The sequence below is a fragment of the Streptosporangium sp. NPDC006013 genome (assembly GCF_040614275.1).
In the GTDB taxonomy this organism is placed as follows: Bacteria; Actinomycetota; Actinomycetes; order Streptosporangiales; family Streptosporangiaceae; genus Streptosporangium.
Genome location: NZ_JBEXUE010000285.1, coordinates 1 through 13116 on the forward strand (window position 1 = coordinate 1; position 13116 = coordinate 13116).

Consider the following 13116-nt stretch of genomic DNA (forward strand, 5'->3'; position numbering starts at 1 on the left):
GCAGGATACGAACGGCGTCGGCGAAGCGGACCGCGCCGCGCACCTGGTCCACCCAGTAACCCGGCGAGCACAGCTCCTCGGCGGTCAGGCGGCGACACGGGCCAGCGTTTCGGCCGCGCCCGCCGAAGCCGGGGCGGCCGGCTCCCCCTCTCCCCCGAGCAGGTCGCACCTGGCACGTCCCAGGCCCCCGAAGACCGGGTGCGCGTGGGCGTCCACGAATCCGGGGATCATCAGGGTGCCCGCCAGGTCGACCACCTCGGTGGTGCGGCCGATCAGCTCCCTGACGGCCGGCGCTCCCAGCGCCACGATCCGTCCCTGGCGTACGGCGACCGCGTCGGTCCACGACCTGACGGCATCGGCGGTGAAGACCGGGCCGTCGATGAGAACCAGGTCCGCCGGCTTCTCGTTCATGGCCCCTGAGCAAACACCCGGGGCACAGTGATGTCAATGCCTTGGACTATAGTTTGGTCCATGGCTTTGAATTCCAGCCGGACGCGGAGGCGACCTGAGATGATGACCCGGTGAGCAATCCTCAGCGACGTCCCCGCCTGCCCCGCGGGGCACTCACCCCCGACCTCATCGTGAGCACGGCGCTGCGCCTGCTCGACGAGGACGGGGCGGCCGCCTTCAGCATGCCCCGGCTGGGCAGGGCGCTCGGCGCCGACCAGACCGCCGTCTACCGGCACTTCAACGGCCGTGACGACCTGCTGCTCGCCGTCGCCGACCGGCTGCTGCAGGAGGCGTTCGAGGGTTTCACCGCGGCCCCGTACTGGGCGGACACCCTCGCCGAGCTCTGCCGCAGGATCCGCGCGACCTACCTCGCCCACCCCGCGGCCGCGGCCCTGTCCGGGCCGCGCACGACCAGGGGAACCGCGGAGATGCGCGCGGCGGACACCATGATCGGCGCACTGATCGGCGCCGGTTTCGACGGCACCCGGGCGGCGATGCTCTACCGGGTCGTCGCCGACTTCGCGCTCCTGTGGTCGGGCGGGGAGGCCGCCTTCCACAGCCTCGCCCCCGAGACCAGGGCGGCCGAGATCGCCGGGGCGAGCCTTGCCTACCGCGCGGCCGACCCTGACTCCCACCCCCACATCCACGCGATCCGCGACCATCTCCCCAAGGTCGATCCGGACGAGCTGTTCGAGACCGCGCTCGGGCTCCTGCTCGACTCCATCGTCCGGGAATCCGGTGATGACGGGAAACGGCCGTGGAGCTGATCGCCAGGGGCAGGACCGCGGACGTGTACGCGCTCGGCGACGATCGGGTGCTGCGCCGGTACCGCCAGGATGGGCCGACCCACCAGGAGGCGCGCCTGATGACCTACCTCTCGGCTCAGGGATACCCGGTTCCGCGGGTGCACGACGTCACCGACACCGATCTGGTGCTCCAACGGCTGCACGGGCCGACGATGCTGGAGGACCTGCGGCGGCGGCCCTGGCGGACGACGGCGTACGGCCGGCTGCTCGGCGAGCTGCACGACACGTTGCACGCGGTCACCGCGCCCGACTGGCTCCCGCGCCGGTTCGCCGGCGACCCGGACCACCGGGTGCTGCACCTGGATCTCCACCCGGCCAACGTCATCCTCACCGACCGCGGACCGAGTGTCATCGACTGGTGCAACGCCGCCGCCGGGGATCCCGCGGCGGACGTGGCCCAGACCCTCGTGCTGGTGGGGAGCAGTGACGTCTCGGGATTCGCCGCCCGGCTTCGCAGGCGTGCCCTGCTGCGGGCGTTCCAGCGGGAATGCCGTACCGATCCGGCGTCGCGTACCGCCGAGGTCGTCACGGCGCGCCTGGCGGACCCGACCGTCACCGCGACCGAGGCGGCGCGACTCCGCGCCCTGCGACCGGCGGACTCGTGATCCGTGGGTCGTGGGTTCAAGTCCCACCCGCCCTACTCAGTCATACCCCATCCGACCTGGGATTTCTCGGTTCTCCTTGGCCTTCCGCCGAGAAGTTGACCTCGAGTGGTTGCTCGCTTGTGGGGCTCAATAATGGGATTCGATGCCTGACCTGCCGGTTCACGGGGGTCTCAGCTGGCGATCTGGTACTCGTTGATGAGGCCGCCGAGGATGGCTCTGCGATGGACTCGGTGGTTGGCCAGTTCGATCGGGGTTGGCGGTCCGGTTTCGGCTTGCGATGGGGACAGTTGTCCGATACTGCGGTGAGGTCGGGCCGTGTTGTAGTGCTGTAGGTAGCGGGTGAGTGTCCGGCGTAGATGTTTCTGGTTGAGGATGAGCATGCGGTCGAGGACTTCGCGGCGTAGGGTGCCGATGATCCTTTCGCAGTGTGCGTTCGCTTTCGGGGCCTGCGGTGGGCTTGTGAGGACCCGGAGGCCAGCGTCGGCGAACACCGCGTCGAAGGAACCGGTGAATTGGCCCGCACGATCACGGATCAGGAACTTCAGATTCGTGGAGTCGATGCCGGAGTCCATAAGGAAGTTGCGGGCGGCTTGGGCGGCCCATTGGCCTGTGGGGTTTGGGATGACGCCGAGCGGGTGAGTACGGCGGCTGCCGTGTTCGAGCATGACCAGGGCATAGAGGCGTTTGAGGTGGACGGTGTCCACGTGCAGGAAGTCGACCGCGACGATGTGCTCGGCCTGGGCGGTCAAGAACTGCTTCCACGTCGGGCCATCGCGGCGCGGGGCGGGATCGATCCCGGCCCGGTTCATGACGTTCCAGACGGTAGAAGCGGCGATCTTGTGGCCGAGGCGGGTCAGCTCACCATGAATGCGCCGGTGACCCCATCTCGGGTTCTCCGCGGCCATGCGTAGGATGAGGACCTTGACCGCAGCCGCGGTGGGCGGGCGCCCGGGACGGCGATGCCTGCTGTAGTCCCACTTCCTCGTCACGAGTTTGCGATGCCAGGCCAGCAGGGTGGCCGGGAAGATCTTCTCTCATTGGGGGCGGGGTATCAGGTGCGAGAGCGTCGCGAACCACAGGCGGTCGGCTGGTTCGTACCGCACGCGTGGGACCTGGCGGCGCAGGACCGCGTTCTGATGCCGAAGCACCAGCAGCTCCGCCTCCTTGGATGCGTCGCTCCGTAACAGCAGGGCGGGCAAAGACAGCAGACGCCGGGCGACGGCGTACACCGCGGACAAGATCACAAAAGATGATCCCAGGCGACCCGAACCAGCCGCTGGGCAACTCTCAACCCGTCCGCCCCACCGGACGATGGGCTCTGCGCTGGAAGTGAATCGAGTTCTTGAGCCCTACAGGATCATCCACGTCGTACAGGTGTGGGCACTGCTGCTGAACGAGAAGACCGGGCGCAAGGAATGGCAACTCAAGCCGTACCCGAAGAGCAAGAAGCATCGCCAGGTCCCGATCAGCGCGCAGTTGGCCACCCTGTTGATCCTGCGTGCTCAGGGCAAGCGGCCCGACGAACCGCTCCTCCAGGGGACAGCAGGCGGCTACATCGACTACGGCAACCAGCGCAACGCCATCCTGCAGCCCGCCCTCACCCTCGCCCGCCAACGCGGTCTGTCCAAGCACATCACGCCAAAGGCGCTGCGACACACGATGATCACAATGCTCCGGGACGGCGGCGTCGCGCCCGGCGTGATGCAACTGGTAGCCGGCCACGAGTCCTACCAAACGACAGCTGGGTATGCCGGATCACAGACGCCGGCCCAGCGGGGGCTCATCCTCGACTCCGTCCAGCCCGTCATGGAAGCAGCCGAAACGGTGTTCGAGATTCATCCAGACAGCGACTGTTCGTAATTTACTACAACACATCTACCCCAGAACTGGATGCATGGGCTAAAAGTGGCAAGTCAACTCAATTCGGTCTACGAGCTTCCGAATTGATCATGCTAGACCTGCGATGGACACCAGCTCACACACTTAAGAATGCCCCCGATCTGCCGAGTAAGCTTTTCGGGCTTTCACGCGAATTCCCGGCGTCTTGGACATCAGTCAGTCACACTGGCAGCGGGGCCAGTGATGCCGATGTCCGTTCGGGAGGAAATTTGGACCAGTCTCGAAGGTGGTGGCAGTCCGTCATCGCCGCCGACTGGAGCGTGTTCGCCCTTCCCGATGACCTCGCTCGGGAGCGATACACAGCTCTTCTGGCATCCTTAGAGGAATTGTCGACTCGCGGACCGATGTCGAGCCTGGATGAAATCGCCGCTCGGATGCGGGACGTCGGCTATCACGACCCACTTCCGGAATTGGAGTTGCGCGACGCATTGGACAAGCTCGCGAAGCGAGAGCTCGTTGAGCCGTTTCGCGACTTCACGGCACCAGTCCGGAACTACCAAGGCGTGATCGTCCGGCAGGAGGCATGGGCGCTGACCCGAAAGGGGCGCGCTGTCGTGGCGGCTGTCCGGACGGCGGTAGTCGATGCACGGCGAGCCCTGCAGTTACCCAGCCGCCTGCTCGACAGTGTCGAGTTGACTATTCGCGGGATCTTGGATCACCTCAAGACCGAGAGCAAAGTCGGCATCCTTCCGATGGATCTCGATGACGTACGGACACGAATCGACGAACTGCAGCGGGTCACCGCCGATTTCTATTCCGCAGTCGCCCAGATGGTGCAGTCCGATGTCACCGACGACGACGTGTTCGGCGACAACCGAGACCGGGTCATCGAGGCGCTCCGCCAGTTTCCCCGCGAGTACGGGCGAGCGCTCCGGCGGGTGGAGGCCGCTCTGGCGGAACTACGGTCAGTTGGTCATCGGCAGGTCGCCGAGGCGGCCGTCACCTGCGCCGGGCTCGTCGACATTCGAGACCGGCAGAACTGGGTCGATGAACGAGTGCGACGCCTGGCCGACCTGGAGGCCTGGTTCGCCGTCGACGGAACGGTCCATCGGTTGATCGACTCGGCGACGGCGGCGGTCTACACACTCCTGGTGGCCATCGATCGCCGACATTCGGCCCGCCGTAGGGGCTCTGACATTGGCATGGACTTCCACGCCCTGGCACAGAGCCTGCACCGGCAGCCCAGTGACGTGGACGCCCGTCGCGTCTACGCCGCCGCATTCGGCGACTGGCCGGCTTGGCACGCGGTGATCGGGACCGGCGGCGAGGACGTCGCTCACGGAACCGACGCGCTAGGGGGCGCCAGCCGTCACCAAGTCGAGGTGACCTTGCGCGAACACGAGCGGCAAGGCCGAACCAGTGGACGGCCGCGGAAAGTCCCCGACACGTCCACCAGCCGGGCCGCAGCCTTGGAAGCGGCGGCTGCGGAGGCACTGCGCCGAAGCCGTCTGGCGAAACTGCTGATCACCAATGGCGAGGTCGGGCTCGACCACTTCCATGGCCTGAGTTCCGAGGCGGCGACCGTGCTTTTGCGTGCGGTCGAAATCGCACTCGCACAGATCGTGGGCGGCGCGGACGTCGGTGTTGTGCAAGCGGACGAGGCGGGTGTGCTGGTGAGGGTGAAAATGGAGACCGCAGATCGGAACGGCAACGTCATTACGGTCGAATTCGCCGAGGGCCGTCTGACGGGACCGAGACTGAGGTTGTCCATCACCTCCGCCAAATCTGGTCGGTCTGTGGAAACCACCAAGCAGGACCGGCACGTCGGATGAGCGGGCCCCTTCTCGAACCGGATTTGCGCGACGCGGCTCGCGCTCTGATCGCGACCATACGAATCCGGGCCGAAATCGATCAGGAACGTTATCGTGCCGCCGTTCGGGGCCGCCAGGAGCTCACGGCTTTCTTCCGCGATGAGCTCGGCTGGATCGTGGAAGTCAACGAGGTGGCCGAACTCGTCCGGTTACACAAACGCCGGGTCGACGTCCCCGCCGACCGTGGGCCCTTTCTGGTACGCGAACGAGGTAAGGGGCCGTTGGCTCCACGAGAAGTGCTCGTGTGCGTCGCCCTGATCTGTGAGCAGTTGTGGCGCCGTTCGCGGATGAGTCTTCAGGAGCTTCTCCAGGCAGTCGCGCAGGTCTGCGCCGCCGAAGCCGCCGAGGGAACCCTCCCCCACTTCCAGGTGGTTGCCCCAGACGGAATCGGTAAGCGGCACGCACGCCAGAATCGGCAAACGCTGGTGGACGCGCTCAAGCTCCTGGTCGCCGAAGGAACGATCACCGTCGATGCGGATCTCGACCGGACGGCGGCCGACGACTCCAGCGATCTGGTGGTCAGCGCGTCCCGAGACCGGTTGGCGATCAAGTTCTCCTCGCTGTCGCCGATATTGCTCGGTCTCGGCGAGTTGCCCCCCGACCGGCATGCCGCCGCTCTATCATCGGGTTCGCTGCCCGAACAGGCGGAGCCGGTCACCCCGCAAGAGCCACCGAGCCTAGAGGATCGGCGGCTTCGGCTGATTCGTAGACTGGCCGACGACCCGGCGACCGATCCGATGGACGACCTCACCGCAGGCTTGGCCTATCTACACACGCTCACTGGACGCGAGCGGGCCCTGAACGTGATGGATTCACTCGGCTTCCACACCACGGTTCGGCGGGACTGGTGGGAGGTCACCGACCCCACGGCAATCGGCACGAACACCGATTTTCCCAACGGCCGTAAGACCGAGCGGCAGGCCGCGCTCGCGCTTCTGGCCATGCTTTCCCGGCGCGAGAACCCGATCCGGACACTGGTCCTGCACGACGCGATCAAGATCCTGGAAGAGGCACGCACGGCTCTGCCACGCTGGGCGGCCGCCTATGAGGGCAGGTTGCCCGCGCTCGTTCAGGCTGCGGCAACCGAGTTGGTTGCAGTCGGATTGCTTCGCAGCGATCCTGACCAGCCGGATACCTGGCACGCCACACCCGGAGTACATCTGTGGCGCGTCCGAGTCCGCCATGGCCAAGGGAAGAAGGCCAGGACGGACGCCGATCAGGAACAACTGCCGCTTCTCGATCTCGACGATGGGTCTACGTCATGACCGGCTCCGATCACCGCGCCCACAGCCTGAGCGCCTTGGAAAACCTGTCTCTCGGGGAGCCGGGCGTTGAGGGAAGGTGGCAGCCCACACGTGCCGGCGTGGTGAACTCCTGGGCCTGGGCGGAGGAGACGTTCTTCTTCGGCAACGGATGGCTCGCACTGGCCGGGCCCAACGGCTCCGGGAAATCCTTGACCGCGTCGATGCTCGTCACCGTCCTTCTCGACGCGGACAGCTCGCAGACCGCCCTCTCGGTTTCGGGGAAGGCAAGCGGAACCCTGACCAGCCGTCACACCGACCGGAGCGAGCGAGAGGATCGGACCGGTGCGTGGTGGCTGGAGTACGGGCTCCGGGATGCCTCCACGGGAGAGACGGTATTTCTCACGACAGGACTGTGGCTCAGGTCAACCAGCAGTGAACTGCAGCGCGCGTTCTTCATGGCGCCGGGGCGAGTCGGCGCCGAGCTGATCCTCCAGCGCGATCGGGAGCCGGTGCGAGTCTCCGATCTCTCCCAGCAACTCGTCGAGCTCGGAGGTGAGTTGTTCACCTCCTCAGCGTCTCTACGCCCGCAGGCGACCAGCGTCCTATCCGCTGTCGGCGACGAACGTGACTACCGAAACGCGGTCCGGGTCCGCCTGTTCTCACCGCTGGACGAGGTCCAGTTCGACGCCCTCATGGCGGTGGTACGCAGCCTCCGAAGCGTCCGTACCGCCGAGGCGATCTCACCGACCCGCATGCGCGAGGTCCTCACCGACGCGCTGCCCGCCCTAGACCCCGACCAGCTCAAGCTGATCGCCGAGGCGATGGAGCGCATCGCCGAACTGGAGACCCAACTCGGCCGCGCACGTACGGAATCGCAGCTGCTGGACGGCACACACCGGCTCTACGGGCGTTATCTCAGCGCTATCGCCCAGCTCCAGGCGGCGGAACTGTCAGCGGCGCACAACGTGTACGACGATCAGACCCGGCTGGCCAAAGCCGCCACAGAGCAGCTGAAATCCGCCGAAGCGGCCATGGCATCAGCCGAGACCCGGCTTGAGGCGGCCCGCCGCAGGGAGACGACGCTCGATGGCGAACTTTCCGCTGCGGTATCGGCTCTGCGTGACCACGCCGGCGCGGAGCTGCCGCTCTTGGAGCAGCGGGCGAACGAGTTGCGCCAGGCCGCCACGGAGGCGGAGACGAGAGCGTCACAAGCGGAGACAGCCTCTGCCACGGCTCGCGACCAGGCGGAACAGTCGGAAGATCTCGCTCGCGCGGCCCAACGCCATCTCCAAGGCCTCGTCCAGGACCTGCGGCACAGCTCGGGATCGCTCGGCGCCGAAGCGGTGTCCGGACGTCTGCTGACCCACTTGGATCTGCTCGTCACGTCGAAGCTCGACGCTCCGCCCGCCGTGGAGGAACTCCCCCTCCTGAGCGGCACTCCGCTGGCATGGGCCGTGGCACGGACCGAACAGGTCCGCAGAGTGCAGGACACGCTCCGAGACCACGCGGCCACTCAACTCGTGGAGCGAACACTGGCTGATGCCAGGCGGCGGGCGGAAGAAGCTGAGGACGAGGCGCGTGATCGTGCCGATGATGCCTCGGAGACACGGCAGGGAGCCGAATCGGTGTTGCGCGACGCGCTGGCGTCATGGTCGGCCGGGCTCACCCACCTCGCCGTTCCATCGGCCGAGTTCCTGGGTCCTCAGAAGGATTCGGCGAACGAGTGTCTATCTATTGACGGACTCAACGGCTGGTTGGCCGCCGCCGTCCTCACGGCCCGCTCGCACATCGACCTGGCGGGCCGAACACAAGAGGCGGCGACTGCAGCGGCCCTGGCGGTTCAGGCGGAGAAAGTCGTAGCCGAGGCCCGAGCTGATCATGAGACGGCCCTGGCGGTTTTGGTAGACGCCGGGCAGGAGCTCGAAATCGTCAGGGAGACAATCCAAGCTGAGGCCGAGATGGACGAACGGCGGGCGGTCGTGGCGGGAAGTGCGTGCGATGAGGTGATCGCCGCAGGGAGTGCCCGGGTGTCCGAGGCGGCGACCCGCCGGTCCGACGGCCTGGTGGCCGCTCTTCAGTCGACGCGCGACTGGGTCGATGCCGTGGCTGCCTGGCGTGATTCGCTGGTCTATCTGAATCCCCAGACGATCGCGCTGCCAGACACGGGTGCACTGTCACGGGCCGAGGATCTCGACCTCATCGACATCGCGGCGGTCCGGTTGAGCGCTCACGCGGCCCACGCCGCCGCATCACCCGGCCTGCAGCACCAGGTCATAGCCGCCGGGGAAAGAGTACGGCGGATCACCGAAGAGATCGACACACTGGAGTCCGAGCTCGTGGAGGCCCGGCGAGCTGCCCCCGTCCCGCCAGCTCCCGGCTGGCGCGGGCGGCGACCCGACGACGGGACACCGCTCTGGGCGCTGGTCGACTTCGCCGCAGGAACGCATCCAGGCGACGCCGATCGGCTGGAGGGTGCGCTGTTGGTGTCCGGTCTGCTCGACGCGTTGGTCATGCCGTCGGGCGAGGTGGTCGCCGGGGACCTGGTCATCACCACGCTTCGACCCGCCACCGGGAGGACGCTCGCCGATCTGCTGCGGCCGGATTCTTCCGCGCCCTTTCCCGAGCACATGGTCTGGGACGTTCTCCGTGCGATCCCGATGGACTCGGATCGAACAGACTTGCCGTCCGGCGCGCTGACCAACGGGGTCCTCACGGCGCTGTGCCCTGCGGGCTATCGCGCGGGGTTCATCGGCCGGACCGCCCGCGAACGAGCACGAGGCGAGCACGTAGCAAGTCTTGAGCGGCGGCTTTCACAGCTGCAGACAAGCCAATCCGATGCCCGCCGTGACCTGCGGGCCCACGAGCTCGACGTCGACGCCGCCGCCGCCGAACGCGACTCGATACCCGGTGCCGGGTCGCTGGTCGAAGCCCGAACTCGGCTTAAGGAGCTCACGGAGCAATTAGCCGCCGCAGAAGCGGACGCCACCCGCCGCACCAACGAGGCGACCCTCGAGCTCCAGCAGTATCTGGCGGAGATCGCCGCCAACACCGTGCGGCGTACCACGCGGCTGGAAAAGGCCGAACAGGACCTCCGGCACACGAGCAGCGTCGTGACCTCCGCGGAGCGCAAGGTCCGGGAGACGGCCGAGCGCGCGGCCGAAAGTACACGACGTGCTGCCGAGAGCGAGACCGCGCGGGCGGAGGCCGCACAGGCACAGGACGAAGCCGATGCCGAGAGGGCGAGCTTCCCTGACGGGCGCGTGGCCGAGGTGGCCGGAGCCCAGGAGGCGGAGGCACGCGCCGACGAGGACGTCACTCGCGCCCGTTCGGCTGCTGTCAGTGCCGTGGAGCAGCACAAAGCCGCTGGTACGGCCGTCCAAGACGCGCTCCGCACGCTCAACAGGGCCGCGAAACTTCCCGATGGATCCTTGCTGCCCACCGTACAAAACGCACTCGACAACCACAGCGCGGCGATAGGGCTCCTGACCCGGAGCATCGACAATTGCGTCGCGGCAGCAGAGCGATGCGCGGACCTTCTCGGGCACTCACGCAGAGATCGGCAGACGGCCAACACCACGGCCGACGGACAGAGCCGGGCGGCGAAAGAAGCCACCGCCTCCCGGCTGGAGGCCGCTCGCGCCCGCGCGACCGTTGACAAGATGCGCGAGCTGCACGGGGTGGCCTACCAGGACCTCACAGCAACGTGGCAGAAACTCTCCGTACAGCTCGCGGAAGCGAAAGAGCAGGTCAGAAAAGTAGGCGAGGAGCGGCAGCAGGCCAGAGACCAGGCGCTCACCGCTCAGCACACTCTCGAAGGGATAGCTCCCCAGCGCGAATCCGCCGAACGGAACCGCGAACTCTGTTTGCGCCGCCTGGGCCGCCTCGCTGAGGAAGGGCTCGCCGAGATACCCGAGGACCTCCAGGTCGACTCTGCAGGACGCCTGGCCAATCTCACTGCCGGCCTTGCCTGGGCCCGCCGCCTGCTGGCCGATCGCCCGGCCAGCACCGAACGGCTGAACGCCCTGATCCAGAACCGGAACCGTGCCCTGACCGCGCTGGAAAACAGCGTCCGGATCGTCAGCGGCGAACTGGCGCGGTTTAACCGCCAGGTTATGTTGATCACCGTTGACGACTCCGAATGGAGGCGTGCGGTGATCGCCGAGCCCGACGCCGTACGCGGCGATGATCTGCACCTGGCCCTTCAATCCCTGCGCTCCAGCATCGACCAGTTGGAAAGCGACCTGCGTGAAGACGTCAAACAGACCCTGAAGACCGGGATGTTCACCAAGCTCCGGCAGGACATCCAGGTTCACAGAGAGGCCGCGCGCGAACTCGTGCGCCAGATTCGCCTCACCCTGCTCAATGTGCGCACCGGGGTCGCGAAAGTGGGCGTTCAGGTGGACTGGGACGTGAAAGAGGACGAAGACGCCCGGCGCATGATCGACCTCGTTACCCAGCCGCCGTCCGACGAGACCTTCGCGCAGATGTACACCATCCTCCGGCAGCGCATGGACGAAACCGTCGGTGAGCCCTGGCCCGACCGCGTCGCCCATACCTTCGACTACCGGGCCTGGCATGAGTGGGACATCTCCGTGACCCACTCGTCATTCGGCGACGGTAGCGGCGAGGCTTTCCGGAAAGTCTCCGCCCGCTCCAACCCTCTGGAGTCCCTATCGACGGGGGAACGCCGGCTGGCCACCATGTTGCCGCTTCTGGCCGCCGCCTGGTCGATGTACTCCAGCGAGCAGTATCGAGGACCGCGGCTGCTGTCGATCGACGAGATCGACGCGGCCTTCGACGAACCTAACCTCCGTCAAGTCCTCGGCTTGCTCCGTGCCTGGGACTTCGATGTTCTCGCCACCACTCCGTCCATCTCTCCCATGATCAAAAATGAGACCGGCCATGCCGTGGTGCACGAGGTGGTGGCCGCCGGACGTCAGCGGGTGACCGTTCCCTGGGTTTGGGAGGGGCAGGGCGAACCCCATTTGCTCACGTTCACCGAAGGCGGCCGGGCGTGAGTCGACGTCTCAATCCGATCATTGACGATCCGGCGTTTGCCCCGCTCTGGATCGCCGTGCACGAACGCCTGAGCAGGGGAGAGGAACCCGGGGAGATCGCCACCTTACGAGTGCGCGATCTGTCACCCGTGGCCATCGCCGAACTGCGTGGATGGCTTGACACGACCACCCGGCGGCGCAGAGGCCGCTCAGCCGTCGTGGTCAACGCCGGGATCACCACGATCCCCCTCCGAGAACTCCTGGTCATCCTCGGCGTACCAGTCCAACGACTGTCCACCCTCGCGGAGCGGGCCACCGGCCGACCGGTGGTCAACCGAGCGGTCCTGCGCAAGGACGCCGCCGAGCTCCGCCAGGATCTCTGGGCTTACGCCTCCGAGCAGCTCCCCAACTTGCCGGGTCTGGTGGCCCGGATGCGATCGGCCGGTCTGGGGGAGGACGAGGGGCCGGTTCGACGCCTGCTCACCGTCCTAGCCGACGTCGTCACCAGACTCCCCGCACGACCGCCCGTCAGTCTGCCGAAGCTGTCCCACGACTGCGCGGGGGACCCGCACTACTTCGACCTGGACACCCTCAATGGCAGCCGCCTGGTCTGGGCCGTCGCCGAACTCGCCGACAGAGCCCCGGTGAGACGACCCGACCATGTCCGCGCTCTGCTCGCCGAAATGGGGATCATCGCCGACCGGCTGTCCGCCACCGTCCTGCTCCACAATGTGCGGGTGATCGGCGACGGAATCATCGATCGCAGACTCCGCGATGCGACCGCACCTATAGCACTCACCCTGTTGGACCTGGTCGAGTACCCGCCCAAGTTCGCCCCGCAGACCTTGACGGTGGTGGAGAACCCGTCTGTTCTGGAGGAGGCCCTGGTGCGTGGTGCGCGACTTCCCCTCGCCAGCACGAGTGGACACCTCCGTGGAGTCGACCATGCTCTGCTCCAGCTGGCCACCGACCAGGGTGTCGTGCTCCGCTATGCGGGTGATCTCGATCGGGGCGGCTATGAGATCGCAGCGCAGGTTGTCGAACACTACGGCGCACAAATCATCGCGATGGATCTCGACACCCCGGAGCATCCCGTCTTTCAGGAGCACGACGCCATTCTCGACCTGCTCCTGCGTGACCTTTGTTGACACAGCGGGGCAGCCCGTCAAGTGCCACCCCACACGCGGCTCCCGGTTTGGCAGTCACGACGGGACTGTACGGTTTTCGGTGTAACTCCTGATCAAGGAGATACACCTGATGAGTACTGTGATTCAGGCATCCGCAGATACGGACCTGGAGGAAGC

Annotated in this window: 9 protein-coding genes; 7 read left to right on the forward strand and 2 right to left on the reverse strand. The window is 66.7% G+C overall.

The genetic code is table 11. From position 1 onward, the window contains the following. Nucleotides 1–84: 84 nt before the first annotated feature. Complete coding sequence (locus ABZ260_RS33145; RefSeq protein ID WP_355625636.1) at nt 85–411, reverse strand: amidohydrolase family protein; 327 nt, start codon at nt 409–411, stop codon at nt 85–87. 110 nt (nt 412–521) lie between these two features. On the opposite strand from ABZ260_RS33145, the gene ABZ260_RS33150 reads away from it, so the two are divergent. Together ABZ260_RS33150 and ABZ260_RS33155 are read left to right on the forward strand one after the other, a co-directional pair. Continuing rightward, on the forward strand, nt 522–1217 hold the full coding sequence (locus ABZ260_RS33150; protein ID WP_355625638.1) for a TetR/AcrR family transcriptional regulator: 696 nt from the start codon (nt 522–524) through the stop codon (nt 1215–1217). Beyond that, nucleotides 1208–1861 (forward strand): phosphotransferase, encoded by a 654-nt coding sequence (locus ABZ260_RS33155; RefSeq protein WP_355625640.1) that lies wholly within the window; start codon nt 1208–1210, stop codon nt 1859–1861. The genes ABZ260_RS33150 and ABZ260_RS33155 overlap by 10 nt, the downstream gene beginning before the upstream one ends. Nucleotides 1862–2031: 170 nt before the next feature. On the opposite strand, the gene ABZ260_RS33160 is transcribed toward ABZ260_RS33155, so the two are convergent. Next, a complete protein-coding gene (locus ABZ260_RS33160) occupies nt 2032–2766 on the reverse strand; it encodes an integrase core domain-containing protein (RefSeq protein WP_355625642.1) in 735 nt (244 codons plus the stop codon). Nucleotides 2767–3172: 406 nt separating this feature from the next. Here ABZ260_RS33160 and ABZ260_RS33165 point away from each other — a divergent pair, with 406 nt between their 5' ends. The 5 genes from ABZ260_RS33165 (at nt 3173) to ABZ260_RS33185 (ending at nt 12960) form a co-directional block, all read left to right on the forward strand. Then, on the forward strand, nt 3173–3721 hold the full coding sequence (locus ABZ260_RS33165; RefSeq protein WP_355625644.1) for a site-specific integrase: 549 nt from the start codon (nt 3173–3175) through the stop codon (nt 3719–3721). Between the two features lie 89 nt (nt 3722–3810). Further along, nucleotides 3811–5532 (forward strand): DUF2397 family protein, encoded by a 1722-nt coding sequence (locus tag ABZ260_RS33170; RefSeq protein WP_355625646.1) that lies wholly within the window; start codon nt 3811–3813, stop codon nt 5530–5532. After that, nucleotides 5529–6836 carry a DUF2398 family protein gene (locus ABZ260_RS33175; protein ID WP_355625648.1) on the forward strand — a complete coding sequence of 436 codons (1308 nt, stop codon included), beginning with the start codon at nt 5529–5531 and terminating at the stop codon, nt 6834–6836. The genes ABZ260_RS33170 and ABZ260_RS33175 overlap by 4 nt, the downstream gene beginning before the upstream one ends. Beyond that, nucleotides 6833–11833, forward strand: a complete 5001-nt coding sequence (locus ABZ260_RS33180) for an SbcC/MukB-like Walker B domain-containing protein (protein ID WP_355625650.1) — start codon at nt 6833–6835, stop codon at nt 11831–11833. The genes ABZ260_RS33175 and ABZ260_RS33180 overlap by 4 nt, the downstream gene beginning before the upstream one ends. Beyond that, a complete protein-coding gene (locus ABZ260_RS33185; protein WP_355625652.1) occupies nt 11830–12960 on the forward strand; it encodes a TIGR02679 domain-containing protein in 1131 nt (376 codons plus the stop codon). Before ABZ260_RS33180 ends, ABZ260_RS33185 begins: the two co-directional genes overlap by 4 nt. Nucleotides 12961–13116: the final 156 nt, after the last annotated feature.